This is a genomic window from Sinorhizobium sp. KGO-5 (assembly GCF_036245905.1).
In the GTDB taxonomy this organism is placed as follows: domain Bacteria; phylum Pseudomonadota; class Alphaproteobacteria; order Rhizobiales; family Rhizobiaceae; genus Sinorhizobium; species Sinorhizobium meliloti_A.
The window spans coordinates 105,368-129,962 of sequence record NZ_BDIZ01000002.1; the positions used below are offsets into that span (position 1 = coordinate 105,368).

Here is a 24,595-nt window from a genome sequence, read left to right on the forward strand (position 1 = left end):
ATCGCGCAAATATGCATAAAAATGCAGGATGATCCTGCTGACCACATCCGAGGCTGCTGACTATCTTCGCTTGGGAGAGCGTAAGATTTACGAGTTGATATCGAAGGAGCGAATCCCGTGCAGCAAGGTGGCAGGCAAATGGCTATTCCCACAGCACGAACTCGACCGCTGGGTCCTTTCGGGGCTCGTGCAGCCGGCGGGAATGATATCGCTCGAACTGCCACCTATCGTTGGGGGGAGCCAGGATGACCTGCTGGAATGGAGCCTGCGTCAGTCAGGCTCGGGGCTTGCCACATTGGCGGAAGGCACTGAAGACGGTGTCGCGCGGCTGCTGCGCGGAGAGGTCGCGGCCGCTGCGATCCATTTCCATGGCACGGTAGCCGATGCAAATGTCGATGCGGTAGCCGCCATGCCACGGCTTAGCGATGCGGTGCTGGTCGGCTTCGTCCGCCGCGAGCAAGGCCTATTGCTGGAGCCGGGCAATCCCAAATCGCTGAACGGTCTCAATGACGTCCTGACGAGTGGTGCGAGGATGGCCGTTCGTCAACGCGGTGCCGGAGCGGATATGCTGCTTGCTCAGTTGCTGGCAGATTTCGGCGCGAAACACAGCGACCTCAATCGACTGGAGCCGCCCTGCCTGACCGGTCCCGATCTTGCATCCGCCGTGCGGAGCGGCCAGGCGGATTGCGGCATTGCCACACGCGCCGCCGCTCGCACTGCTGGGCTGGAATTCCTGCCGCTGCTGTGGGAAAATTTCGACCTGCTCATGCGGCAGCGAACCTATTTTCAGCCCTCCTTCCAGGCGCTGTTAGGTTTCTTGCCACAAAAGGTTTTTACCGACCGCGCCGTCGAGCTTACCGGGTATGATACAAGCCCGGCCGGTCGGATCCGGTTCTTCAGGTAGAGCGCTTACGCGTTCTTGAGAGAATGGACAAAGGATGCTTGAACACCTTGACTGAGCATCGGAACCGTTAAAATGCGTGCAACTTTCGGTCGAAAGGGCAAAGCAGCATCCGCTGGCTCATCCCAGATCGATCTCGCCTTCCACGACATGATTCAGGCCGGCGGCCTCCGACGTGATGACGGCCTTGACGATCAGCTTCCCTTGTCCTTTCAGACCTTTTTGCTCCACTGCCTTCTCTATCGCCTGTTGCGAGGTCACCCCGACCTGCTTGAGGAACTTGCGCATGGAGACGTTGAAGGGGTCGGTTTCCATATTCGTGATCATATGATTGCCTCGAACAGAGTGAACAGTAAGGTCGATCCGGCACTTTCCGTTCCTGGAACGGAGACCATCGCCAATCGAGCATGAATCCGTTTGAGGTGCAATGAAGGCGATGCTCGCTATACGCTGCCTGGTGGCAGCCGCTTCCTTCCTCTTCGGCGCGACTGCGCATGGGGCGGAACTGCGCGGCCATGGAGGCCCGGTGCGTTCAATCGACATAGCCCCTGACGGACAGACAGCGATCACCGGCAGTTTCGATACCAAGGCGATTATCTGGTCGCTTGAAACGGGCGAGGCGCAGCAGGTGCTGCTGTTTCACGAAAGTCAGGTCGATGCCGTCGCTGCTTTGCCGCGGGGGCGTTACGCCAGCGCCGGGGCCGACGGCCGTATCGCAATCTGGGAGGCCGGACGCAGCACGCCGGTATCCGTGTTGCATGGCCATGAGGGGCCGGTTGTCGCACTGGCAGTCGCGCCCGACGGCTCTACGCTCGCTTCTGCCTCCTGGGATACGAGCGTGCGTCTGTGGCCGCTTTCCGGCGCTGCGCCGCGCATCCTCAAAGGCCACCATGGCAATGTTAACGCGGTCACCTTTCTGTCCGACGGAACGCTTGCAAGTGCGGGCTATGACGCAGCCATCATATTATGGCCGCCGAGACATGACGCTGCGCCGATGCGAATATCCATGCCGGGGCCACTCAACGCCCTCGTGACGATGCCGGGCGACCGCCTGCTTGCAGCAGGCGCAGACGGGACATTGCGCCAGCTCGACCGAAGCGGCGCGATTGTGGCCGAGGTCAGGGTGTCCTCCGGCCCCCTGATCGCACTAGCGGCTACGGCTGATGAGAAATACATCGCCGCCTCGGCCATCAGGGAGGGCATCGTGTTGCTCGACTCCCGCACCCTGAAGCCGGTTCACACCCTCGGCAGTGCCGGCGTTGCGCCGGTGTGGGCCCTTGCCTTTCCACGCCGTGCCCGGACGCTGCTGGCCGGCGGTGCGGACAACATAATAAGCGAATGGGATGTTGAAACCGGCAGGCGGCTTGGAACCTCAGCCGCGATCCAGGCCGATCTCATGAGCGAATATGCCGGCAATCCGGACGCCGAAGTCTTCCGTGCCTGCATCGCCTGCCATACGCTCGGCCCGGAGGACGGCAATCGCGCCGGACCGACGCTGCACGGCATCTTCGGCCGCAGGATCGCGTCGCTTGCCGGCTATCCCTACTCCCCCGCTTTCCGGCGGATGGATATCGTCTGGACGCCGGAAACGGTGTCGAAGCTCTTCGAACTGGGGCCAAGCATATATACGCCAGGGACCAAGATGCCGGAGCAGACGATCAACGATCCCGAGGATCGTGCAGCGCTGATCCGCTTTTTGCAGGCTGAGACCCGCCGCGACTAAACTCAAACGATTTGTCTGTCGTTGCGTCGCGCTCCCGCAAGTAATCCTCCGTCGTCCGTGGAGCGGGACGGCCCGACGCTTCGTAAGGATCGAACCCTTCATTCATGACGGATTCGACACGACAGTTATCGCACATCCGCACGACATCGAGGCGTCGGGCATTCTCGCCGGAAAACATCCAGTGCTTGCCCTCCAGCTTGTCAACGATGCGTTCGACGGTACTTTTCGTTCCGAATGGCGTGTCGCATCGAATGCAATGGAACGGCTCTTCCTGTTTGATCACCCGGCGGGGCCCATTCCAGGCCTGGAAATCCAGTTGCGGTACCAACGCGATTGCCTTTTCTGGACAAGTCGCGGCACAGAGCCCGCACTGCACGCAGGCGCTCTCGGCAAAATACAAAGCTGGCCGCTCTTCACTGTCGGAGAGCGCGCCCGTCGGACAGGCCGATACGCATGACAGGCACAGCGTACAGGCATCGACATTGACGTCGAGCCCGCCAAATGGCGCGGCCGCTGGCAATGCCGTGCGCTCTACCGGCGTCGGAGCGGCCTCATACAAGCCGATCACCGAGCTTTTCAGCAAGCTGCGCTTGCCTCCGACCGGCAGGAATGTCACCGGCTTTCGCGCATCCGCTTGCGGCACCATCCGCCCGAGAACCGTTTGCAGATCATCGGGGTCGTCCGCTTCGATCACGCCGCAGAGATCGGCTCCATAACCCAGCGATTGTCCAAGAAGATTGGCGATGGTGACGTTTCTGGCTAGGCCGATCAGGTCATGTTTCCCCCTCGCCGAAGAAAGGGCCCTGATCGCCACCGCTCCCCAGGCGGCCGGTGCAGTCCACGCCTCGACCCCCAGCTGCGTTATCTCATTCACACCGACCGGCAGCACATTCGCGGGCAGTCCCTGCCCGAAACGCGCCAGCGCATCGATAAGCGGCTCTCCATGACCTTCATCGTGAAACAGCACGATCGGATCGCTGCCGCCTACCCTGTGATAGGTGAGCAGGAGCGTGCGCAGGCGTCGAAGCAGGGCCGCCGCATCCGGGAAAGCATAGGCGGCGGCACCGGTCGGACAGGCGGCCGCGCAACTGCCGCAGCCGGCGCAGACATCAGCGTCGATCGCGACATGGTCGCCAGCGGGTGCAATCGCACCCGTAGGACAAAGGTTGATGCAGCGCGTGCATCCGGTGATGCGCGAACGCGAATGGGCGCAAAGATCGGCGGAAAAATTGATGTAGCGAGGCTTTTCGAATTCCCCCACAAGGCCGGCTGCCTTGGCGATCGCGGCAGCAAGGCCCGCGCGGTCGGCTGGATCTGCTCTCAGATAACCTGCCCGCAGTTCATGGGCAGGAAACAGGGGAGCGCCGCCGGAAAGGTCAAGAACTATATCGGCATTCGATAGTGCGCCATCCCGCGGCGCGCCAAAACGCAGACGCTTGCGCGACGATGGCGATGGGATCGCGAAATCGTCGATCGTCAGTTCAAACGCGCCGAGATGACCGCGCGCGTTGCGGATCGTGCCCTGCACAACGGGGAAATCCCAGACGCGATGGGGCGTGACATCGTCCGGCCGCGTCAAAAGAACCGTGACGTCCATCTCGTCGGCAAGCTGCCGTCCAGCCTCGATCGCCGCTTCGTTCCGGCCATAGACGAGCACCACGCCCTTGCTCGCGAGCGTAACGCTGGTCGGCGAAGTGACCGTTTCCGCCGCCATCGCCACGAGTGCCGCGGCTTTCGGCCCGGCGGATGCCCCTTGTGCCGACCAGCCTGACGTCTCGCGGATGTTGACGAAAGCGAGTTCGCCCGCAAAGCCACGTTCCTGCGCGACTTCACGGAAAAGCCGTTCCTGCTGTGTGCAGGCTATCGTGATGTCGTCGCCTCCATTCAATGCGTTGCGGACGCGGTCGAGTTCGGCGCCGCAGAGTTGATTTCCAGATTGGATTTGGTCGCTTGAGCATCCACGGGCGACACTCTGGCCAAAGTCCGGCATGCTGCGTTCACAGGAACAAACAAAGACGGTGCGTGGTCTGTCTGGGATCATGCTCTTCTCCCCCCGCATCACGGCACCGCCCAACAACGGTGGCGCCTCCACTTCGGATGCATTATAAAGACATTAGGCTCGCCGTCATCAGAAATGGGACCGGCATCATGTTTCAGCACGCTTCGGTGATGGACCACGCCATCGAACTGCCCCCGCCCTACAACCTCGTCATGATGCGCGAGACCGGCGACGCTTTTGCACACGCTCGCGCCATTGCCGCCGAATGGGGAGCAGGGACGCTGGTCTGGGCACGACGTGACGATCTGGCAGAGTTCGCCGTCGTGCTGGAACCGGAAATGCCGCTCGTGCATGCACGCCTGGCCATCTATGCTGGGATGAACGCACTGGCCGATGCGCTTGCCACACATGCGCCGCCGTCACGACCCATCACCTTCGACTGGCCAGACGCGATCCGTGTCGACGGGGTCTTGGTCGGCGGCGGACAACTGAGTTGGCCGGCGGAAACGGGCGAGACCGAGACGCCGGCCTGGCTTATCTTCTCGACAATGATCCGCACCACGATCGTGCGCGTCCACGAACCGGGTCTGCAGCCGCTGTTCGGCGCACTGGACGAAGTGGGTTTCGAAGCCGTCAATACCGGCGAGATCATCGCCAGCTTTTCACGTCACCTGATGGTCGGCTTGGACGAATGGCACGACACCGGCTTTGCGCGGTTGGCTAGGCGATGGCTGGACCGCGTGTCGCCCGGAGGCCACAATGGACGGATCGCCGACAACGGGGATCTGCTGGTTCAGGCCGAACCCGGCCAGACTTCCCTTACGAGGCGGAGCCTGGCGCAGGCGCTTGCATCCTGTTCCTGGCTCGATCCCGCAACGGGAATGCCATGGCTTTGAACCTGCCGCGCACCATCCGCCTCGATCCGTCCGATACGTTCGTCTATTCGCGCGCCGCCGAGCCCGGCGAATGGGCGGTACCGGGTACATTCCTTTTCTTCGGCATCGACCCCGAAACCCTCGCCGGCAAGAAACGGCAGGCTTTTCGAGCCGGCTTCCTGGGCATCGAAAGTTTTGGCTGGTCCACCCTCGTTGTCGTGACGGAGGTGAAGGCGGAAGAACGCGCTGCGGCCGTTGAGCGCCTGGCCGAACAGTTGGTCGCGCATTGCGGCGCCCCCGATCTTGAAACAGCGCGGCCGGCCGCCGAAGAAGAAATCGCGTTTGCGCAATCGCTTTGCGATCACCCGCCAAACACCATACTTGCCCTCCACCGCGCCAGCGAGCAGACTGGGATCCGGGAGGCGTTCCGTACCCTTCACCCGAAGGTGGGTCGACTGGATATGGCAACGGCCTTCAACGCTATAGAGATTGACGAGGAAAACGACCGGATGGAAGAGCTCGATATCCGGACGTTGGCGGGAAGGCACACGTGAAGGATTTCTGGGTATCTTCGGGTCACCATCTCCTCGATCGGGACGAGGCAGACCGGCTTATAGTGACCGACGCGTTCCTCAAGGCTTATCTCGCTCGCCCCGAACTGCTTCCGCCGGAAGGGGCGTGTGAGGTAGAATTGCGTCTGCACCATGAGCTTCTGATGCATCATCCGCGCCGTCCGGTCACTCTGGACGAGATCGCCGTCATGGGCGACCCGGATGCCCGCGAAAACTGGGCGTTCATGATCTCCTTCCGCGACCGGCTTCTTGCCACGCCCTCGCTTGAGGCCGCTTATCTGCAACTGGCGCTCGGTTCGGCAGCCGACACGCCTCCGCTGTTCATGAACCAGCTCGCGCAGGTCGTGCTGCGCAATGCGCTCGACGGCGAGACCGAGCCCGCGGTGTTGCGCGCCGCCGAGCTGTTCTATCGCCCACAGCGGGTAAGCTTCCATGAAGGAGCGCTGCTGCTTGCCGACGCGGAAACAATAGAAGTTCACGAGCAGAACCGCCACACTTCACCGCTCTTGAGCATGCTCGGCGGGCCAGCCGTCACCGAACTCGAAATCCTGGACGAGACGAACGCCGATAGCTATTTTGACAGGAGCGATGCCTTTGACATGGTGCTCCGTCTGGGTGGCGCCCACAGCCCCGCGCGTCGCGGCCTTGCCGACGCAATGGAAGCCTGGATCCGCCATCTGGTCGCCGTCGCGGTAACGATCGAACCGGTCGAGCGGATCGAAGACGACAACTGGGCATGGTTCGTCGGCCTTGACGCCGAGGCGACACGCATCGGTAATGCACTGTGGCGAGGCGAGGACCTCGACCCCGAAACGGCGGAGCGTATCGTTGCGTTGTTCCGCCTCCGCTTTTCCGACATTGGCGAGGTCAGGCCCCAAGTGGGTGCTCAACCGATCTGGCTGATCATGGCGATGACGCCCGATCGAATGATCCGCATGAAGCCGCAAAATCTTATTGCCGGTCTGCCGTTGTGCGCTACGGCGCAAGCGACCTAGGAGCGCAGTCATGGTGCGGGAAACGGAAAAAGTCGGTGTGATCGTGGAGAGGCGAGACCTGGATAGCCCATGGGCGGATCATTCCTGGGTGCCGGTCGCCGCGCTCGCGGGCGCACCGGTCGCGACACCATGGACGGTGCTCGAACAGACGACGAGGCTTACGCGCTATTATGCAGGGACATCCGACATTGAATTTTTCAGAACGGATACGGCGATGTACCGGGAGAACCTGCGTTCACAGCGGCCTAGCCTTTGGATCGCCCTCCGACTCACGGATTCAGCTCCGGGAATCGTAGTCCATCTGGTTACAGCGGATCCGGCTGAGGCCGAATCTCTGACGGAAACCAACACAGACATCATCGAAGCCGTTTCGATGCCGATTGAAATACAGGAGCGCCTTGCCGCATTCGTGGAAGCTCATCATGTCGAGCGTGCGTTCGTCAAACGCAAGCGTGATCGGACAGATCCCGAAGCCATGGCAAGTCGGATTCATGGTGGCTCACAAAGCAGGACGACAAGGGATGAGTGACGGCAGCGACAATCATCTTGCCCGCTGGTCGCGCCGCAAGCTGGCCTCACGGCGAGAACAAAAGCCGGCGGCCCCTGAATTGGACCAGGCATCAGGCGAGGTCGCCGAGAATAACGATCCGGTGGCCTCCTGTCCTGAGCGCAACCTGCCAGAGGCGAAAGCAGCGGAGCTTGAGGATGTTGGGGTGGTCGAGCCCCTCCCGCACCTCGAGGACCTGACTGCCGAAAGTGACGTTGCGGCTTTCTTGAAGAAAGGCGTTCCGTTGGCGCTGAAGCATGCGGCGTTACGCAAGGCATGGTCACTGGACCACGGAATCCGCGACTTCGTCGGCCCTTCGGAATATGCTTGGGACTTCAACAAACCAGGCTCGATGGGGGGGTTCGGTCCGCTCGACGCAAAGGAAACCGTCGTGGGCTTCCTGTCGAAAGCGGCGCGTGCCGTTGACACCCTTACGAAACCGGAGGCCGTTCCGTCACATGAACAACGCGGCGATGCCATGCCGGATGCGGCCCTTCCTGTCGAGGATCCAGAGAATTTAGCGACGGAAAAGCCAGCCACCGACGAGCCGCCGGCGATAGAGCCACCAGCTCTCGAGACGTCAACCAATGTGAGCGCATCGGTTGAATTCAAATCTCACACGCATTCGCCGGACAAGATGAGTCCTTCTCAGCTTCGCGAGGCTTACTTCGGGCCCCGACATGGCGGAGCGATGCCACGCTGATCTGGTATTCGCCGGGATCTTATGTGGTAGCCTGTCAAGGTCAGGCTGTTGCATTCGTTCGGTATCGGGTTACTATGAGCAACCCATTCAGGCAGCACGGTCAAGGTATGATGAACCCCGACTTGCTTTCAGATCAGGCCTGGGAACAGCCAGATGGAGCGGATGCTTCAATCTTCGGTGCAGGAACAGATGTTCTCGATGACATCGACCAGGCCCGAGCGGACGAATACGCACTCCTCGCCTCACTATTGATCACCCCGCCGGACAGGGAATCGCTCGCCAGGCTTTCATACTTGCAGGACAACAGCGATGCACCGCTCGGCCGTGCCCACATAGCACTTGCTCAAGCGGCAGCGTCGTATTCGCACGATGCGATCTGTCGCGAATATTCCGAGCTATTCATTGGCGTGGGACGCGGCGAACTCCTTCCCTACGCATCCTATTATCTCACCGGCTTCCTCAACGAACGCCCGCTTGCGCGCCTGCGGGCAGACATGGCCCGTTTCGGTATCGAGCGCGCCGAGGGCAATTGCGAACCCGAGGATCATCTGGCCAGCATATGCGAGATGATGAGCGGCTTTGCCTGCAATCACTTTGCCGTCTCCCACGACGAGGAGCAGGATTTCTTCAAACGCCACGTCGAGCCGTGGGCCGGGCGTTTCTTCAGCGACCTGGAACACGCTAAGGCCGCCAAATTCTACCGGTCGGTCGGCACGGTCGGTCGGCTTTTCATCGAGATCGACAGCGAAGCCTTCGCCATGGCGGCACGGCAAAACGCATAGGCGCATGCCCGGGCGCCAAGCCCACTAAAGGAGGAGGATGCCAAGATGCAAGACGAGCGACAAACGGCATTGGGCCGGCGCTACTTCCTTAAGGCATTCGGCGGCGCAACGACGACCGTCGTCGCGGCCGCGGCGCTCTGTCCCACCGATGCTGAGGCCTACGACCCGGGCGAAGAGGAGATGCGGGGCCGCTACCGCGAAACGGACCACGTCAAGGCCTACTATCGCGTCAATCGCTATCCTACGCAGAAGTGAGGGTGCCATGCTTACGAAGCGCAAGGATCGGCAGGCAAGCCGCACGCATCTGCAAACCCTGACCGGCGGCATGGCAGCGGCCCCCTTGGACCGGCGGACATTCCTCCGGCGCTCCGGCCTTGTCGCCGGCGGCCTGGCGGCACTCGGTTCGTTCCAACTCGGCACAGTCAAAAAGGCCGCCGCGATCAGCCCCCCCCAACCGGGCGTGCCGATTGAACTCAAAAAGAGCATCTGTACCCACTGTTCTGTCGGGTGCACCGTAACTGCGGAGGTCCAGAACGGCGTGTGGACGGGGCAGGAACCCTCCTGGGACAGCCCCTTCAATCGCGGCTCGCATTGCGCCAAAGGCGCCAGCGTACGCGAACTCGTGCACAGCGACCGTCGTCTGAAGTACCCGATGAAGCTCGTCGACGGCCAATGGGAGCGTACCACCTGGGAGGATGCGATCAACGGCATCGGCGACAAGCTTCTCGAGATCCGCGAGAAGTCGGGGCCGGAATCCACCTATTGGATGGGGTCGGCGAAATTCTCCAACGAAGGCACCTATCTCTTCCGCAAGCTCGCCGCTCTGTGGGGAACCAACAATCAGGATCACCAGGCCCGTATCTGTCATTCGACGACGGTTGCCGGCGTAGCCAACACCTGGGGCTACGGCGCGATGACCAACTCGTACAACGACATCAGAAATTCCAAGACGATGCTCGTTCTTGGCGGCAATCCGGCCGAGGCGCATCCGGTCGCGATGCAACATCTGCTTGAGGGAAAGGAACTCAACAACGCCAATTTCATCGTCATGGACCCGCGCTTCACGCGCACGGCTGCCCACGCCACCGAATACGTCCGCTTCAGGTCCGGCACCGACATTGCGCTGATCTGGGGCATGCTTTGGCATATTTTCGAGAATGGCTGGGAGGACAAGGAATTTATCGCGCAACGCGTCTACGGAATGGATGAGGTTCGAAAGGAGGTCGCCAAGTACACCCCGGACGAGGTGGAAACGATCACCGGCGTGCCCGGCGAGCAGTTGAAGCGCATCGCCGAGACGTTCGCGACCCAGAAGCCATCGACGATCATCTGGTGCATGGGCCAGACGCACCACACTGTTGGGACCGCGAATACGCGGGCGAGCTGCATCCTGTGTCTCGCTACCGGCAACATCGGCAAGCCGGGCACCGGCGCCAATATCTTCCGCGGCCACGACAACGTTCAAGGCGCGACGGACATCGGGCTCGACGTGGTCACCCTGCCCTTCTACTACGGTCTGACGGAAGGGGCCTGGAAGCATTGGGGGCGGGTGTGGGAGATCCCCTATGACGACCTGTTGGGCCAGTTCTCTTCCAAGGAACTGATGGAAACACCCGGCATTCCGTTGACCCGATGGTTCGATTCGGTTTCACTGCCAAAGGAAGACGTCGAGCAACCCGACATCATGCGGTCGATGTTCGTACAGGGCCACGCCAGCAACAGCATCACGCGCATCCCCGAGTCGATGAAGGGGCTTGCCGGACTTGAGCTGCTTGTCGTGGCCGATCCTCACCCCACGACCTGGGCCTCGCTCGCGGTGCAGGCGGGGCGCAAGGACAACACCTATCTCCTGCCGGTTTGCACGCAGTTCGAAACCTCGGGATCGCGGGTCGCCTCCAACCGAGCGCTCCAGTGGGGCGAGCAGATCGTCCCCCCAAGCTTCGAGCAGAAGGACGATTATCAGGTCCTGTACCTGCTTTCACAGAAGCTTGGCCTCGCCGAATGGATGTTCAAGAACATCGCCGTCGAAGGTGATCGGCCGGTACCCGAGGACGTGCTGCGTGAAATGAACCGCGGCGGCTGGTCGACCGGCTATTGTGGCCAGTCGCCCGAGCGGCTCAAGGCGCATATGCGCAACCAGCACAAATTCGATCTGCTCACCCTGCGCGCGCCGAAGGACGACCCGGAGGTCGGCGGCGATTATTACGGTCTGCCCTGGCCATGCTGGGGAAAACCGGAACTCCGTCACCCGGGAACTGCAAACCTCTACAGCACCGGCCTGCATGTCATGGACGGGGGCAGCCCATTCCGCGCCCGCTTTGGCGTGGAACGCAACGGCGAAACGCTTCTTGCCGAGGGTTCTTACACGGAAGGTTCCGAACTCACCGACGGTTATCCGGAGTTCACCATGGCCGTGCTCCAGAAACTCGGCTGGGATCGGGATCTCACCCCGGAAGAACTAGGCATCATCCAGACGATCGGCGATGATATGGGCGACATCGGCAAGGTGTCGTGGTCGACCGACCTGTCTGGCGGCATCCAACGCGTGGCGCTCAGCCATGGCTGCCACCCCTACGGGAATGGCAAGGCCAGGGCGCTTGCCTGGAATTTGCCGGATCCGGTGCCGATCCACCGCGAGCCGATCTATACGCCCAGGGTGGATCTTGTAGCCAAGTATCCGACCTATCCAGACGCCAAGCAGTTCCGCCTGCCCAATATCGGCTTCAGTGTGCAGAAGGCGGCTGTGGACAATGGCACCGCGAAATCGTTCCCGATCATTCTGACGACCGGACGCCTCGTCGAATACGAGGGTGGCGGTGAGGAAACCCGCTCGAACCGGTGGCTTGCCGAGTTGCAGCAGGACATGTTTGTCGAGATCAACGTCGACGATGCAGCCGAGCGCGGCATCAGTGACGGAGGTTGGGTCTGGGTCAACGGAGCGGAGAACGACGTGAAGGCAAAGGTAAAGGCTCTGGTCACCGAGCGTGTCGGCAAGGGTGTCGCATTCATGCCCTTCCACTTCGGCGGCTGGTTCCGGGGCGAGGACTTGCGAGCCAATTATCCCGAAGGGACCGACCCTTACGTTCTCGGCGAAAGCGCCAACAGTATCACCACCTACGGCTACGATCCCGTAACGGGTATGCAGGAACCGAAGGTTACGCTTTGCCAGATCGTTGCGGTGTAGCGGAGGAACGAAGATGGCACGGATGAAATTCCTTTGTGACGCCGAACGTTGTATCGAGTGCAATGCCTGCGTTACCGCCTGCAAGAACGAGCACGACGTTCCGTGGGGTATCAATCGGCGGCGTGTCGTCACCATCAATGACGGCAAGCCGGGCGAACGCTCCGTCTCGATGGCCTGCATGCACTGTACGGACGCACCCTGCGCGGCAGTTTGTCCCGTTGACTGTTTTTACACCACTGCGGATGCCGTGGTGCTGCATTCCAAGGACCTGTGCATCGGCTGCGGCTACTGTTTCTACGCCTGTCCGTTCGGCGCGCCGCAATATCCACGCGTCGGCAACTTCGGCTCACGCGGCAAGATGGACAAATGCACGTTTTGTGCGGCAGGACCGGAGGCCGACTCGACGGAGGTCGAGTATGCGAAATATGGAGCCAACCGGCTGGCCGAAGGCAAGCTGCCACTATGTGCGGAGATGTGCTCGACGAAATCGCTGCTGGCTGGCGACGGAGTGATCATTGCCGCGATCTACAAGGAGCGTGTGACGCAGAGAGGCTATGGCTCGGGCGCATGGGGCTGGCATACCGCCTATCGGGAGACAGTGGACGCCTAGGGCATCCTGCAGCCGATAAAGTGATCTGAATGCAGATAAGATGATCTGGAACCTGAGGATGGAGCGCCATGCATCATCCTTTCACGCTCAGGAAGGACGCTTCGGCGCTTCGGTCGAACATCGGGATAGCCGGAAACGGGTTCCGTTTCGGTACGATGGTCCGGGAAAATCGAGATAGCGGGTGCTGCTTGGCGTCGCAGCGAAGTTGGGAGGACGGAGCAAATGCGGATCTGGAGCCTTTATCGACTGGTCTCGGCGGCGGTTGCGGCATTCATACTGGCTTTCGTCCTATGGATGGCGCCCGCCGGGGCGCAGGAGCGCGCACCGGTCAACAACCCCGGTGCGCAAGGGGTGAGCGAGCAGCAGCTTCTTGATGAGCTCGGCAAGATCCAGGGTCGGGTCACGATACCCGACCGCAAGGCCACAACGCTGCAACAACCTCAAGGTCGGGACTATCAAACCTTCGAGCGGACTGCTCTACCCTGGGTTGGTGCGTTCATCATTATCGGCACGCTGCTCTCCATCGCGCTGTTTTATCTCATCCGGGGCCGTATTCGGACACAGGCAGGCGAATCAGGTCAAAAAATTCTCCGGTTCAACGCGCTGGAACGCCTGCTCCATTGGACAACCGCAACGGCCTTCATCGTCCTCGCGATCACCGGTTTGAACTTGATCTTCGGAAAGCGCCTGTTGATGCCGCTGATCGGGCCGGAGGCGTTCTCGACCTGGTCGATCTGGGCCAAGTACGCGCATCATTTCGTATCCTGGGCGTTCATGCTCGGCGTCGTATTGATGTTGTTGACGTGGATCCGACACAATCTCCCGGACCGCTACGACGCAAAATGGCTTAAGTCCGCCGGCGGATTCTTCGACCGGTCGAACCAAACGCATATACCGGCGGGACGTTTCAACACCGGGCAGAAACTCATCTTCTGGTCTGTCGTGGTGGGGGGGACTGCGTTGTCGGTCTCAGGCGTGTTCATGCTGTTTCCGTTCTCCTTCACTGACGTCAACGGCATGCAGATGGCCCAATATGTCCATGCCATCGTGGGCCTCATCATGATCGCTGTGATCATTGGGCATATCTATATCGGCACGCTCGGTATGGAAGGTGCCTGGCAGGCAATGGGCTCTGGTTCGGTGGACCTGAACTGGGCCAAGGAACATCACAGCGCCTGGGTGGAAGAGCAGCAAGGCAAGACCGGTGCCCGGACACCGCCGCATACTGCCGCTGAGCCGGCGGAATAGACCAGCCATATTCGCACCCGAACGGCGATCTGCGTATCGCGCGTCGTGGCAGAGTTGCGCCACCTGTGCCGCGAAATACTCTGGCAGAACCTAATGCAAAGCAGTTCTGGATTGCTGAAAGGCGAGGCATCCGAGGACGAAAGGGCCAAATTTTGAGACCGCTCGGATGTTCGATCAGAGGGTGATCAGAGGGTTTGAATGTCACCTGTGCAAAAGACGCTCGGAGCCTCCTACGAAGGTTTCTCCTCGTTGTCCGCAGAAACGCTGCCGGGTTCGCCCGACCAGTTCTTTCCGACGAGATTGTGACCTGGATCCCCAACCCGGGCGCCCTCGGTCCTGTAGACCTCCCAAGCAGGCTCTGCCGGCTGTACGTTCGTAAAATAATAGCCGGTACCAAACGCGATCGCTCCTACAACGACTACTCCCGTCACGATTATCCCCATTGCGGACTCCTTCGCTTCCGTTGCCACTCGATGCAGCCGCGACCAGGTGCCAACGGGCTATTCGTCTGGGCACAATTCCGGCATCTTATCGTTCTCCTACGGGCCGCTAGTCCCAGGGGGATTTTGAGCTGCGCCTGAATTCTGCTGATACCGGATATCCAATGCTGCCAATGCAATCAGCGGCGGTGGCATGGCAACGCCGGCAACTCTCATCTTCCGGGCCGTCTTTTGGCATTCCGCGATATCGTTCGCGTCGGCGAGTTGCTGGGCCGCTTCCATGCTCAGCACGGATTCCTTGGGCGTGCTCATCACATCGGCGGGCGGGAGCGGCGCTGCCCGTGACTCTTTCTGCGGTGCGTTTGCAACCGATCCGGCATTCGCCTGATCCTTGCCCGGCTCAGGTGCATCGGTTGCGACGCCGTCCTGTCCGGTAACGGCCTGCGCCGAATTACTCCCGCCGCCCCCCGAGGGGTCTTTGCCGGTGGTGGCCGTGCCAGCCAAACCGGCCGAGCCTTGCTGGCTCAAGGCGGGCTGCGGAGGCTTTGCCTGCTGAGCGGCCGTCACGGCAGTTTTCTTCGCATCGGCAGCTTGAGGCGCGTCTGGAGGGGGAGCCTTCATGAAGCCAAGAATCTCCTGACACAGGTTGGCCGGACCGCCTGGTGGCGAGGCAGCCGCCTCTATTGGCGAGGCCGATTGGGGAGATAGGGGCGCCGGTGGCGTCGCAGTCTGCGCCAGGCAAGTCGAAGTTGAGAGTGCGAACGCTCCCGCGAGAATGATTTCTCTCATCGCCAGCTCCTTGTCTTGTTGATCAGGCAGCGACTATGGAAATTCTTGCTTAACATGCGGGATCATCGCTTAACTTGCAAGTTCAACGGTAACCGCTGGCACCGATTTTAGGTTCCATCGTTGGCACTCCGAGCCCTTGCGGTAGCGTTGTCCTCGTCCGTTTTGATGGACTACAATCCAAAAGAGCAGTAGGGAAGGAAACGAACGGGATCGCCCGGTGCGACCCGGCGGGCGCCATCGGCAAGTTCGACAAGTCCGGTGGCCCAGGAAAGCCCGCTGACCCGCCCCGAACCTTCCGACCGGAAAACCTCAGCGTGACCTTCCGGCGTCAATCGCGCCCGCAGATACTCGCGCCGGCCTGCGTGCTTGTTCTTTTCGAAAGCGGCCGGAACCGTGAAACTCATTGGCTCCTCCCATCCCTCGCCGGCCAACACGGAGACGGCCGGGCGGCCGAATATTAGAGCGCAGATGAAGGCCGCGACCGGATTTCCCGGCAGGCCGAACACCGGAACACCCCTCCACAAGCCAAGCGCCAACGGGCGGCCCGGCTTGACGGCGATACGCCAGCTTTGCATCACACCGGCCTCCTGTAACAGCGCCGAGACATGATCCTCGTCTCCCGCCGAGGCCCCGCCGGAGGTGAAGATTACATCTGCCTCTGTTGCCCCTCGGTCAAGCCGGGCGGCCAGTGCTGCTCGGTCATCGCCGACATGACCAAGGTCTACAGGCACATGGTCCCAGCGCCGAGCCATTGCCAGAAGCATCGGCCGATTGGCGTCATAGATGCGGCCGACTTCCAGAAGGGCTCCGCCAGCATCCGCGGCGATCTCGTCACCGGTGGACAGCACACCCAAGCGCAGCGGACGGAAAACCGAAACCCTTGTGGCGCCAACGGCAGACAGCAGCGCCAGATCTGGCGGGCGCAGGCGATGCCCGGCCGGCAATGCGACATCGCCGGCGATCACGTCCTCGCCGGCCTTACGGGTATTTGCTCGCATCTTGATCGGACCGTGGAAGGCTATGCGGTGGCCATCGGTGGCGGTATCCTCCTCCAGAACCACCGTGTCGACCCCTACGGGAAGAATTGCTCCGGTCAGGATGCGGACCGCCATTCCCTCCGGCACAGGGCCTAAAAATGGCACACCCGCCGCCGCACGGCCTTCGATCAGCGGCAGCGTCTGGAGTCCCTCGCCGGTAGCCGCATGAGCAAAACCGTATCCATCGACGGCTGAGTTGGCGGCGGGCGGATTGGAGCGACGTGCAACTGCATGGTGCGCCAAAACGCGGCCGAGCGCATCAGAGACGTCGAGTTCCTGGATATCCACAACAGGAGACAGGTTTGCCCGTAGCAGGCCGAGCGCAGTATCCACAGGGGTCCAATCGACGCCCGGCGGCAGGGCGAAACAATCGTTCTTCAAGCGTGGTGGCGTAAGCGGAGGAGGCGTCATCGACATCAGCAAGCCCAATGAAAAACGAGACCGACGGCGCCGATCTTTCGTGTGCTGGCACAGTCGACCGCGTCGTAGAAGGTCATGTCAAATCTCCGTGCAGAATCGCATTGGCGCGCACCATGTCCTGCGGCGTGTTGACATTGAAAAACGGATCGAACGGCGCCGACGCAAACAGCGCAGTCGCGGTGCCATGCCGTTCGGCCCAAAGCATGATCTTGCGAAGCCCGCCTGAAAGTTCGGCGTGGAGGTCCTCGCGCAAACCGACAGGCCACAAACCGAAGGTGGGATGGTGGCGCAGCGATCCCGCCTCGTCCGGAGAGGCGGCCAGCGCTATTGGAACCTTCTTCTGTGCCGCCGCGTCGCTGAGCCTGGCCACCAGGTCACGGGGGAGGAAAGGCGTATCGGCCGCCGCAGTCACGATCGCATCCGCGCCCTCTTCGGCCGCCCACTCGAGGCCCGCGAGAACACCCGCCAGGGGCCCAAGATAATCCGGCAGCGTATCGGCAAGCACAGGAAGCCCGAAATCTGAAAAGCGCGCTGGATCCCCATTGGCGTTGATCGCAAGCTCCGCGCATTGCGGCGCAAGCCGTGCATGTACATGACCGAGCAGCGTTACATCGCCGAGCCGCAGCAAGCCCTTGTCGCCGCCACCCATACGAGTGGAACGGCCTCCGGCCAGTATGACACCCATAATTTTAGTCAATTAGTGCGCCTTTGCGGCGGTGATGTTTCTCATCCTCAGGTACGGTTTCGGGATCAGCATCCCAGATCAGCCTCTCCTCTCCCGTTAGACAGACGAAGCGTTTACCGCGCATGCGTCCAATCAGTGTCAGCCCTACCTGGCGCGCAATCTCCACGCCCCAGGCCGTGAAGCCTGAGCGCGACGCGAGCACCGGAATCCCCATCATGGCGGTCTTAATGACCATTTCGGACGTAAGCCGCCCGGTGGTGTAGAGAATCTTGTCTTCAGCTCCCACTTTCTCGAAGAGCATCCAGCCGGCGATCTTGTCGACCGCGTTGTGACGACCGACATCTTCCATATAGACCAGCGGTCGGTCCTCCTTGCACAGCACCGTTCCATGGATCGCGCCAGCTTCAAGATACAGGCTCGGCGTAGTGTTGATCGTGCGGGCCAGCGTGTAGAGCCACGACGTCCGCATTGGCGCGGCCGGCAAGGTCAGCCCCACCAGGCCCTCCATCATATCGCCAAACACCGTACCTACAGCACAGCCACTCGTGCGGGTCTTCTTCTTGACCTTTTCTTCGTACGTCGTGCGGCTCTCGGTCCGGACGACAACCACCTCAAGTTCCTCATCATATTCAACATCGGTAACCGTTTCTGCAGGATCTAGCATCCCCTGATTACGCAGGAACCCGAGCGCGAGGTATTCCGGGTAGTCGCCGATCGTCATAGCCGTGACGATCTCCTGCGAGTTGAGGAAGATGGTGAGGGGCCGCTCCTCGATAACCGAAAGTTCGAACTTTTCGCCAAGATGATCCACGCCCATGACAGATCGCGTCAGCCGTGGATTCTCTGTGTTCGGTCCTATGATGTAGTCAGCCGCCATTGGTCACCATCAAAAGAGGGTTGCCGTTATGGGTCTGTAAATAAAGTGCAGTAGCAGGTGATGTCCGTCAAGCAGCCGACGACATCTCGCCTGCCGGTGCGACGCCGGGGCCAAGCGTTCAATGAACAGTTTTCCGTCCGGTTTCAGCACGATCTCGGTGACGCTCGGATCATCCAATGCAACGCAGAGCTGATCGCCAAGCGCTTCTTGAAGCTTGCGCACGAGTCGAGGATGGGATCGAAGCTTTGTCGCGGATGTCTCCTTTAAGCTGCTTCACTACGGTGGCCAGCGATTTGAGCGCGATAGTTGGCGGGCCGGAGCTTCTTGAATGTGCTGGTGTCGGCGAGGACCCAAGAGCAGGAAGTAGGCGGGCGACTCTATATTCCTTGTCAGCCGGTGAGACTCGTACATTAACAATTGTAGAAAAGTAATTGATTTTGCGTAGTAATAATGCGGCGAAAACGCAACAAAGAATGGCCCAATCAACCGATTCCGGCCCGGACGGTGCTGAAAGAAATCTCGATGGTAACGCTGTTCGGCATTATGCGAAAAGCCATCTAGCAGGACACGCCCGATCCGGATGCGGCGTCTTCAACTGCAAGGTCTTAGTTGATGGTGAACACCTTTGCTCGGGGTTATCGACAGCCCCCATTCGGGCGACGCGCCGCTTTAACTCCGGAATTCTTCGTATGGAATCGTGTCAAAGCCGCTCAGTAAACGCTTTGATACAACTTCATAAAATCCTGAAACAGGGCAGACACGTCAGGTTCGTAGATCCCGCTCCGCACTGATTGTCGTCAATCGACACAGACAAGGAGAGGCCACATGACTGCTATCGACACATTTTCCCGCCGGAATCATATTGCTGACCGCGCCATCGCGCTTGCTATTGGGTCCATGATGCTGCTGCCGGTCACAGCCCTGCGAGAGGCAAGTGCCGCTGAAACCACCTTAGTCAGTTCCAAGAACCAGCAGGCGGATGAAAGCATTCGCCCGTTTGAAATTCATGTCCCGCAGTCTCAGCTCGACGATCTTCGCAAGCGGATCGCGAACACGCGTTGGCCGGATAAGGAGACTGTCGGCGATATCTCCCAGGGCATCCAGCTCCAACGTGTTCAGGAACTGATTCGCTACTGGGGAAGCGAGTATGATTGGCGTAAGGCCGAGCAGGAACTGAATGCCCTGCCGGAATTCATTACCACGATTGACGGGGTCGATATCCAGTTCATCCACGTCCGGTCGCGTCACCCAAACGCCCTCCCCGTCATTTTAACGCACGGCTGGCCGGGATCGCAGTTCGAGTTCATCAAGACAATTGGTCCACTTACCGATCCAACCGCCTACGGTGGTCGCGCGGAAGATGCGTTCGACGTCGTGATCCCGTCGATTCCCGGTCATGGATTCTCCGGCAAGCCTACCGAACTCGGATGGGGACCGGAGCGGGTCGCGAAAGCTTGGGACGTGCTCATGAAACGTCTGGGATATTCGACCTATGTTTCCCAAGGTGGCGACCACGGTTCGGTGATCTCTGATGCGCTGGCGCGGCAAGCTCCGAAGGGCTTGCTCGGCATTCACCTCAACATGCCCGCGACTGTTCCAGGGGAGCTGATGAGGGGCATCAATGCAGGCGATCCGGCACCGGTGAGCTTATCGCAGCCCGAAAGGGAAGCCTATAGGTCGCTTAGCACGTTCTTCGGCAGGAACGCCGCCTATGGCGCAATGATGGTGACCCGCCCGCAGACCATCGGCTACTCGCTAGCGGACTCGCCATCCGGTCTAGCGGCGTGGATCTATGAGAAATTCGTTCAATGGAGCGACAGCAACGGCGTGCCTGAAAATGTCCTCTCCCGGAACGAGATGCTCAACGACATCACCCTTTATTGGCTGACGAACGTCGGTGCGTCGTCGTCGCGCTTCTACTGGGAGAACAACAACAACAACTTCAGCTCCGACGCCCAGAAGACCAAAGACATCAAGGTGCCCGTGGCAATCACGGTGTTCCCGAAGGAAATCTACAAGGCACCGGAAAGCTGGAGCAAGCAGGCATACCCGTCTCTGGTCTACTACAACCAGGTCGAAAAGGGTGGCCATTTCGCTGCCTGGGAACAGCCGCAGCTGTTTGCCGAGGAATTGCGGGCCGCTTTTAAGTCGATGCGTTAGACTCCAATTCCACATCGCTGCGGCTTCCTTCCGGAGGCCGCGCCTTCGCTTTGCGGGCTTCGTCTTGCCCTTCAGCGATGATGCCCATAGGATATACTATAGCCTCATCCCCGCGCTTCTCGCCGGCTCCGGCATCGCCGCGGGGATCGATTTGCCAGCGTCCGCGCCCCTTCTGCGGCGACGCTCTCCATATGAAATTTGTAAGCAGATGTACGCTGCGTTCTCGCGACAAACTTCGTTACACCGCCGCGCGTTTCGAACATATCGCGGATACACCCGAAAGCTCTTATTCGCGGGTCACTTCAAGCGAAAGGAGATCACATGTCCCGCTACACGCATATCCTCGCGGCCCTGGCAGCGAGTGCTCTGGCCCTTGCTGGGCCGGCTTTTGCCGGTCAGAAGCCCACTGTCGTACTCGTGCATGGTGCGTTCGCAGAATCGAACAGCTGGAACGGTGTCGTGCGGGAGCTGGAAAAAGACGGCTATCCTGTCGTAGGGGCCGCCAATCCGCTCAGAAGCGTCAAGGGCGATGCTGATTATGTTTCGGCCATTCTCTCCGGGATCAAGGGGCCGATTGTTCTTGTCGGCCATTCCTACGGCGGCAGCGTCATCTCCAGCGCCGCGAACGGTCACGAGAACGTCAAGGCTCTGGTCTTCGTCGCGGCGTTTGCGCCGGAAGCGGGAGAAACGGCCATCGATCTCACCGGAAAGTTCCCCGGCAGTACCCTGGGCCCTACCCTCGCCCCGCCGGTCACCCTGCCGGATGGTGGTCATGATCTGTACATCGACCAGAACAAGTTTCACGATCAGTTCGCCGCAGACGTTCCGCTCGTTGAAGCCAAGCTCATGGCAGCGGGGCAACGCCCTGTCGCCGAAGCCGCGTTGAAGGAGCCGGCTGGCGCGCCTGCCTGGAAGAAAATCCCGTCCTGGTTTGTTTACGGCGACGCTGACAAGAACATTCCGCCCGCCGCGATGTCTTGGATGGCTGAGCGCGCAAAGTCCAAAGAGACCGTCGTCGTCAAGGGCGCTTCGCACGTCCTCATGGTTTCCCATCCGGGAGCCGTCTCCCAACTTATCGAGAAGGCCGCAGCGTCGGCCGAGAAGTAGTCGCAAAGCTCCCGACGGCATTATCGCGCGTCGGGAGAATACACCCACCATCTTAGTCCGGTTCATCAAAATGGTCAGCCGGCGCCCGCCCTACGCCCTGGTAGTAGGGAAGCTAGCGGCGCAGGCAGGAAAGACGCGCCTTGCCGAAGCAGCAGTGGCTTCGAAGTCGTCGCGAATCGTGCCGCAGACCACCGGAAACGGCACTTCTGGCAAGGGACGGGCGACTCTCCGACCGATTGATTGAAGCTCAACGCGGCGGCCGCAGCATCGGGACGAGCGTCGGCGACGAACCGGCCTGGATCGCGCCGAGCGGTTCGAAGCCGTAGCGTCGATAGAACGGAATGTTGCGCGGGTTCGAGGATTCCAAATAGGCTGGCGCGTGATCGCGATCGCACCGTGCGAGTGCGTACGCCATCAAGGCGTCGCCGTGACCTTCGCCTTGATGCGCCGGATCGACGCCGATCAGGGGCAGGTACCAATGGGGTTCGGTCGGGTGGTACGTGGCCATCTGCTCGAATATGGCCGTGGTTTCGGGGGCAAGAGAGCGCGCAACCGTGCTCTCGAGCACCGCACCAAGCCCCTCCTCGTCGGAATGCACCCCGGGCGATAGCCACAGCGCCGCCCCGGCGCAGCCGTCGGTGCAAAAGGCGGTTCCGTTAGCGAATGCGCTGCTCCCGAACGCCCGGATCATTCGCGGCATGGCCGCAAGGTACTGGTATGCATGCGGCCAGGTCCATCTCGCCATGGGATCCGCTGCAAACGCCAGCATGACCGTTTCGATCGCCAGATCTTCCTCGGCCGCGGCCATAACTCTCACCGTTGGCGATTTCACACTGCCCTCCTGACGCAGGTGGTCCGACGAGACGCCCGTTCTCACCTACGCATCGTAACCCGGATGGCGTGGAAGCGATACCGGTTGCTGCCGGCTCAGCGGTTCCGGATTCGCTTCGGTCCATTCTGGCCACAAACGACAGTCGGCTTTGAGGGAACAATGACCAGAAGCGGCTGTTAGGGGGACAAAGCTGGAGCGGAGGTAGTTGTGATCCACCATGTCTCGGTAGGGACGAATGATGTCGGGCGTTCGAAGCGCTTCTACGATGCCTACTCCGCAAAGTAGCCGCCAACGGAGGCGCCCATGCCGACCCTTCCCTACGCAATTCTCGAAGCCCCCTCTACGCTAGGCCTCGCGACCGACGGTGTGGAGCACTTGCCCGACCAGCTCTTGAGCCTCGGTCTCGCGGAGCGCATTCAAGCGCGCCGCGCCGAGCGGCTGACGGTGCTTCCGAAGGACCCAACGCCTGATCCGGAGACCGGCACCCTGAATGCCAGTGCAATTGCCGCGTGGTCGCCCAAGCTCGCCGACGCGGTGGAAGCGGTGCTTGACGCCGGCGAATTTCCGGTCGTACTCGGCGGCGATTGCACGATCGTGCTGGGCTCGATGCTCGCGTTTCGACGGCGCGGCAGCTACGGCCTGTTCTTCATCGACGGCAACGCCGATTTTTTCCAGCCCGAGGCGGAGCCCAATGGTGAGGGCGCCTCAATGGACCTTGCCCTGGTCACCGGCTACGGCCCGTCGAAACTGGCTGACATTGAAGGTCGCGGTCCTCTGGTCCCTCCCAAAAATGCTGTCGCGTTCGCGTATCGCGATCACAAGGACCAGGAGGAGTACGGAAGCCAACCGCTCCCCAAAGAGCTCAAGGCGATTGACCTTCCCGCCGTGCGCGCGATGGGCGTCGAGGCCGCCGCCCGCGAAGCGGTTCACCACCTGACGCGAGAGGAGCTGGATGGCTTCTTCATCCACCTCGACGCCGATTGCCTCGACGATGTCGTCATGCCGGCTGTCGATTTCCGCATGCCCGGCGGGTTGTCGTGGGACGAGCTGGGGACCGCGCTTCGGGTTGCCTTGGCGAGCGGCAAGGCAGTCGGCATCGAGATTACCATCTACAATCCGCGCCTTGATGAGGACGGCAGCGCCGGACGCGGCCTGGCCGACGTACTGGCCGCAGCGCTCGGAACAGCAGCACCCTCGGTTGCCCAGGGGCGGCCGTTCGATAAATTTACCCTGTAGGAGACTTTCGCAACCGGCCCTATTGCAGACCAGCGCCATCCGGACGATGAGTGGCTCGGTTTCGCCCGAAGCAGACCGCCCCCGAGGGTCGAACTTCGGCTGTCCGCACAACTCATGCCAGCAGCAGTCCGCCGTCCACATGCATGACCTGCCCTGTGATATGGCGTGCTCCGGGTGACAGAAGGAAGGCGACCAATTCGGCCACGTCGATCGGCTCCCCGAGCCGGCCGTTCGGTGTAACCGCACGTGCGCTTTCCATCGCTGCTGATGTCGTGGCGGCATGGCCGCCGCTGTCCTTGCGCGTGAAGCCGGGTGCCACGCAGTTTACCGTCACACCTTCAGGCGCGAGCTGGGCGGCAAGCGATTTGGCCAGAGCCTCCAGCGCAGCCTTGGCGGCACCGGATGCGGGAAAATGCATGCCGTTCGTCCCGAAGCCGTGGGCGACGAACGAACTGACGGCGACCACTCGTCCCTGCGTGGATGTTCTCAGCTCCGGCAGAGCGGCGTCGACCAGCCGGAAAAAGGCCATCGGCATCATGTCGAACGCCGTCTGCAGGTCTTCGTCCGTCAGTTGACCGAACGACGATCGCTGCGCGCGGCCGGCATTCGAAACGATCTGGTCGAGCCCGCCGAAGGCTGCACGCGCCGCCCGGACGAGATGTCCGGGAACGGCCGGATCGGACAGGTCTCCGAGTTCCGTGACAACCTCGGCACCTTTTGCGCTCACCTCCTCCGCGACTGCCCGTAGTCCCTCCGCATTGGCGCCCGTGTGCAGGAAAAGCCGCATGCCGGGCGTCGCGATGCGCCGCGCGATTGCGGCGCCGATTCCGCTGCCAGCACCGGTAATGAGAATTCTTGGTGCGTCTGTCATGG

General features: G+C 61.1%; 24 protein-coding genes and 1 pseudogene. 15 read left to right on the forward strand and 10 right to left on the reverse strand.

The window, feature by feature from the left end:
• Nucleotides 1-28 precede the first annotated feature (28 nt).
• Nucleotides 29-904 (forward strand): helix-turn-helix transcriptional regulator, encoded by an 876-nt coding sequence (locus BHD07_RS09710; protein WP_338279548.1) that lies wholly within the window; start codon nucleotides 29-31, stop codon nucleotides 902-904.
• A gap of 117 nt (nucleotides 905-1,021) precedes the next feature.
• On the opposite strand, the gene BHD07_RS09715 is transcribed toward BHD07_RS09710, so the two are convergent.
• Nucleotides 1,022-1,228, reverse strand: a complete 207-nt coding sequence (locus BHD07_RS09715; RefSeq protein ID WP_018099301.1) for a DUF6494 family protein — start codon at nucleotides 1,226-1,228, stop codon at nucleotides 1,022-1,024.
• 100 nt (nucleotides 1,229-1,328) lie between these two features.
• Between BHD07_RS09715 and BHD07_RS09720 the strand changes: the two genes are divergently transcribed.
• Nucleotides 1,329-2,624, forward strand: a complete 1,296-nt coding sequence (locus BHD07_RS09720) for a hypothetical protein (RefSeq protein WP_338279550.1) — start codon at nucleotides 1,329-1,331, stop codon at nucleotides 2,622-2,624.
• Here BHD07_RS09720 and BHD07_RS09725 read toward each other — a convergent pair.
• Nucleotides 2,560-4,665 carry a 4Fe-4S binding protein gene (locus BHD07_RS09725; RefSeq protein WP_338279552.1) on the reverse strand — a complete coding sequence of 702 codons (2,106 nt, stop codon included), beginning with the start codon at nucleotides 4,663-4,665 and terminating at the stop codon, nucleotides 2,560-2,562. The genes BHD07_RS09720 and BHD07_RS09725 overlap by 65 nt on opposite strands.
• 107 nt (nucleotides 4,666-4,772) lie before the next feature.
• Between BHD07_RS09725 and BHD07_RS09730 the strand changes: the two genes are divergently transcribed.
• The 10 genes from BHD07_RS09730 (at nucleotide 4,773) to BHD07_RS09775 (ending at nucleotide 14,139) form a co-directional block, all read left to right on the forward strand.
• Complete coding sequence (locus BHD07_RS09730) at nucleotides 4,773-5,519, forward strand: biotin/lipoate--protein ligase family protein (protein WP_338279553.1); 747 nt, start codon at nucleotides 4,773-4,775, stop codon at nucleotides 5,517-5,519.
• Entirely contained in the window at nucleotides 5,510-6,052 is a 543-nt protein-coding gene (locus tag BHD07_RS09735) for a DUF6505 family protein (RefSeq protein ID WP_102763338.1), read from the forward strand. The genes BHD07_RS09730 and BHD07_RS09735 overlap by 10 nt, the downstream gene beginning before the upstream one ends.
• Nucleotides 6,049-7,065, forward strand: coding sequence for a DUF6352 family protein (locus tag BHD07_RS09740; RefSeq protein WP_338279556.1), 1,017 nt, complete (start codon nucleotides 6,049-6,051; stop codon nucleotides 7,063-7,065). Before BHD07_RS09735 ends, BHD07_RS09740 begins: the two co-directional genes overlap by 4 nt.
• A gap of 10 nt (nucleotides 7,066-7,075) precedes the next feature.
• Nucleotides 7,076-7,594: a DUF3305 domain-containing protein gene (locus BHD07_RS09745; RefSeq protein ID WP_338279558.1), complete on the forward strand. Its 519-nt coding sequence runs from the start codon at nucleotides 7,076-7,078 to the stop codon at nucleotides 7,592-7,594.
• The gene (locus BHD07_RS09750) at nucleotides 7,587-8,315 is read left to right on the forward strand and encodes a DUF3306 domain-containing protein (protein WP_338279560.1); all 729 of its coding nucleotides are present in this window, start codon (nucleotides 7,587-7,589) and stop codon (nucleotides 8,313-8,315) included. The genes BHD07_RS09745 and BHD07_RS09750 overlap by 8 nt, the downstream gene beginning before the upstream one ends.
• A gap of 23 nt (nucleotides 8,316-8,338) precedes the next feature.
• Nucleotides 8,339-9,097 (forward strand): TorD/DmsD family molecular chaperone, encoded by a 759-nt coding sequence (locus BHD07_RS09755; RefSeq protein WP_338279562.1) that lies wholly within the window; start codon nucleotides 8,339-8,341, stop codon nucleotides 9,095-9,097.
• Between the two features lie 45 nt (nucleotides 9,098-9,142).
• Nucleotides 9,143-9,352, forward strand: a complete 210-nt coding sequence (locus BHD07_RS09760; RefSeq protein WP_324765359.1) for a formate dehydrogenase — start codon at nucleotides 9,143-9,145, stop codon at nucleotides 9,350-9,352.
• A gap of 7 nt (nucleotides 9,353-9,359) precedes the next feature.
• Complete coding sequence (locus tag BHD07_RS09765) at nucleotides 9,360-12,281, forward strand: formate dehydrogenase subunit alpha (protein ID WP_102763334.1); 2,922 nt, start codon at nucleotides 9,360-9,362, stop codon at nucleotides 12,279-12,281.
• 13 nt (nucleotides 12,282-12,294) lie between these two features.
• A complete protein-coding gene (fdh3B, locus tag BHD07_RS09770) occupies nucleotides 12,295-12,891 on the forward strand; it encodes a formate dehydrogenase FDH3 subunit beta (RefSeq protein ID WP_102763333.1) in 597 nt (198 codons plus the stop codon).
• Between the two features lie 222 nt (nucleotides 12,892-13,113).
• Complete coding sequence (locus BHD07_RS09775) at nucleotides 13,114-14,139, forward strand: formate dehydrogenase subunit gamma (RefSeq protein ID WP_338279565.1); 1,026 nt, start codon at nucleotides 13,114-13,116, stop codon at nucleotides 14,137-14,139.
• Between the two features lie 230 nt (nucleotides 14,140-14,369).
• Here BHD07_RS09775 and BHD07_RS09780 read toward each other — a convergent pair whose 3' ends face one another.
• The 6 genes and pseudogenes from BHD07_RS09780 to BHD07_RS09805 all read right to left on the reverse strand — a co-directional run.
• Nucleotides 14,370-14,582: a hypothetical protein gene (locus tag BHD07_RS09780; RefSeq protein ID WP_018099287.1), complete on the reverse strand. Its 213-nt coding sequence runs from the start codon at nucleotides 14,580-14,582 to the stop codon at nucleotides 14,370-14,372.
• A 96-nt stretch (nucleotides 14,583-14,678) separates the two neighbouring features.
• Entirely contained in the window at nucleotides 14,679-15,368 is a 690-nt protein-coding gene (locus tag BHD07_RS09785) for a hypothetical protein (protein WP_324765361.1), read from the reverse strand.
• Between the two features lie 170 nt (nucleotides 15,369-15,538).
• Nucleotides 15,539-16,822, reverse strand: a complete 1,284-nt coding sequence (locus tag BHD07_RS09790; RefSeq protein WP_338279568.1) for a molybdopterin-binding protein — start codon at nucleotides 16,820-16,822, stop codon at nucleotides 15,539-15,541.
• 76 nt (nucleotides 16,823-16,898) lie between these two features.
• A complete protein-coding gene (mobA, locus tag BHD07_RS09795) occupies nucleotides 16,899-17,510 on the reverse strand; it encodes a molybdenum cofactor guanylyltransferase MobA (RefSeq protein ID WP_180980862.1) in 612 nt (203 codons plus the stop codon).
• A gap of 4 nt (nucleotides 17,511-17,514) precedes the next feature.
• The gene (locus BHD07_RS09800; RefSeq protein WP_338279570.1) at nucleotides 17,515-18,387 is read right to left on the reverse strand and encodes a formate dehydrogenase accessory sulfurtransferase FdhD; all 873 of its coding nucleotides are present in this window, start codon (nucleotides 18,385-18,387) and stop codon (nucleotides 17,515-17,517) included.
• A gap of 70 nt (nucleotides 18,388-18,457) precedes the next feature.
• Nucleotides 18,458-18,609 (reverse strand): annotated as a pseudogene (locus BHD07_RS09805) (P-type conjugative transfer ATPase TrbB); the annotation flags it as partial.
• A gap of 675 nt (nucleotides 18,610-19,284) precedes the next feature.
• Here BHD07_RS09805 and BHD07_RS09810 point away from each other — a divergent pair.
• Together BHD07_RS09810 and BHD07_RS09815 are read left to right on the forward strand one after the other, a co-directional pair.
• Nucleotides 19,285-20,547 carry an epoxide hydrolase family protein gene (locus BHD07_RS09810; RefSeq protein WP_416385312.1) on the forward strand — a complete coding sequence of 421 codons (1,263 nt, stop codon included), beginning with the start codon at nucleotides 19,285-19,287 and terminating at the stop codon, nucleotides 20,545-20,547.
• Between the two features lie 321 nt (nucleotides 20,548-20,868).
• Complete coding sequence (locus BHD07_RS09815) at nucleotides 20,869-21,654, forward strand: alpha/beta fold hydrolase (protein WP_324765431.1); 786 nt, start codon at nucleotides 20,869-20,871, stop codon at nucleotides 21,652-21,654.
• Between the two features lie 247 nt (nucleotides 21,655-21,901).
• Here the strand turns inward: BHD07_RS09815 and BHD07_RS09820 are convergent, their stop codons facing one another.
• Complete coding sequence (locus BHD07_RS09820; protein ID WP_338279574.1) at nucleotides 21,902-22,462, reverse strand: GNAT family N-acetyltransferase; 561 nt, start codon at nucleotides 22,460-22,462, stop codon at nucleotides 21,902-21,904.
• Nucleotides 22,463-22,789: 327 nt separating this feature from the next.
• Here BHD07_RS09820 and BHD07_RS09825 point away from each other — a divergent pair, with 327 nt between their 5' ends.
• A complete protein-coding gene (locus tag BHD07_RS09825; protein ID WP_100673332.1) occupies nucleotides 22,790-23,722 on the forward strand; it encodes an arginase family protein in 933 nt (310 codons plus the stop codon).
• 112 nt (nucleotides 23,723-23,834) lie between these two features.
• Here the strand turns inward: BHD07_RS09825 and BHD07_RS09830 are convergent, their stop codons facing one another.
• Entirely contained in the window at nucleotides 23,835-24,593 is a 759-nt protein-coding gene (locus BHD07_RS09830) for an SDR family NAD(P)-dependent oxidoreductase (RefSeq protein ID WP_338279577.1), read from the reverse strand.
• Between the last annotated feature and the right edge of the window lie 2 nt (nucleotides 24,594-24,595).

Excerpts from the sequence above, each read along its gene's own strand:
- BHD07_RS09710 (WP_338279548.1), top strand. The coding sequence starts at position 29 with ATGATCCTGCTGACCACATCCGAGGCTGCTGACTATCTTCGCTTGGGA.
- BHD07_RS09715 (WP_018099301.1), bottom strand. The coding sequence starts at position 1,228 with ATGATCACGAATATGGAAACCGACCCCTTCAACGTCTCCATGCGCAAG.
- BHD07_RS09720 (WP_338279550.1), top strand. The coding sequence starts at position 1,329 with ATGAAGGCGATGCTCGCTATACGCTGCCTGGTGGCAGCCGCTTCCTTC.
- BHD07_RS09725 (WP_338279552.1), bottom strand. The coding sequence starts at position 4,665 with ATGATCCCAGACAGACCACGCACCGTCTTTGTTTGTTCCTGTGAACGC.
- BHD07_RS09730 (WP_338279553.1), top strand. The coding sequence starts at position 4,773 with ATGTTTCAGCACGCTTCGGTGATGGACCACGCCATCGAACTGCCCCCG.
- BHD07_RS09735 (WP_102763338.1), top strand. The coding sequence starts at position 5,510 with ATGGCTTTGAACCTGCCGCGCACCATCCGCCTCGATCCGTCCGATACG.
- BHD07_RS09745 (WP_338279558.1), top strand. The coding sequence starts at position 7,076 with ATGGTGCGGGAAACGGAAAAAGTCGGTGTGATCGTGGAGAGGCGAGAC.
- BHD07_RS09750 (WP_338279560.1), top strand. The coding sequence starts at position 7,587 with ATGAGTGACGGCAGCGACAATCATCTTGCCCGCTGGTCGCGCCGCAAG.
- BHD07_RS09760 (WP_324765359.1), top strand. The coding sequence starts at position 9,143 with ATGCAAGACGAGCGACAAACGGCATTGGGCCGGCGCTACTTCCTTAAG.
- BHD07_RS09765 (WP_102763334.1), top strand. The coding sequence starts at position 9,360 with ATGCTTACGAAGCGCAAGGATCGGCAGGCAAGCCGCACGCATCTGCAA.
- fdh3B (WP_102763333.1), top strand. The coding sequence starts at position 12,295 with ATGGCACGGATGAAATTCCTTTGTGACGCCGAACGTTGTATCGAGTGC.
- BHD07_RS09775 (WP_338279565.1), top strand. The coding sequence starts at position 13,114 with ATGCGGATCTGGAGCCTTTATCGACTGGTCTCGGCGGCGGTTGCGGCA.
- BHD07_RS09780 (WP_018099287.1), bottom strand. The coding sequence starts at position 14,582 with ATGGGGATAATCGTGACGGGAGTAGTCGTTGTAGGAGCGATCGCGTTT.
- BHD07_RS09785 (WP_324765361.1), bottom strand. The coding sequence starts at position 15,368 with ATGAGAGAAATCATTCTCGCGGGAGCGTTCGCACTCTCAACTTCGACT.
- BHD07_RS09790 (WP_338279568.1), bottom strand. The coding sequence starts at position 16,822 with ATGTCGATGACGCCTCCTCCGCTTACGCCACCACGCTTGAAGAACGAT.
- mobA (WP_180980862.1), bottom strand. The coding sequence starts at position 17,510 with ATGGGTGTCATACTGGCCGGAGGCCGTTCCACTCGTATGGGTGGCGGC.
- BHD07_RS09800 (WP_338279570.1), bottom strand. The coding sequence starts at position 18,387 with ATGGCGGCTGACTACATCATAGGACCGAACACAGAGAATCCACGGCTG.
- BHD07_RS09810 (WP_416385312.1), top strand. The coding sequence starts at position 19,285 with ATGATGCTGCTGCCGGTCACAGCCCTGCGAGAGGCAAGTGCCGCTGAA.
- BHD07_RS09815 (WP_324765431.1), top strand. The coding sequence starts at position 20,869 with ATGTCCCGCTACACGCATATCCTCGCGGCCCTGGCAGCGAGTGCTCTG.
- BHD07_RS09820 (WP_338279574.1), bottom strand. The coding sequence starts at position 22,462 with ATGGCCGCGGCCGAGGAAGATCTGGCGATCGAAACGGTCATGCTGGCG.
- BHD07_RS09825 (WP_100673332.1), top strand. The coding sequence starts at position 22,790 with ATGCCGACCCTTCCCTACGCAATTCTCGAAGCCCCCTCTACGCTAGGC.
- BHD07_RS09830 (WP_338279577.1), bottom strand. The coding sequence starts at position 24,593 with ATGACAGACGCACCAAGAATTCTCATTACCGGTGCTGGCAGCGGAATC.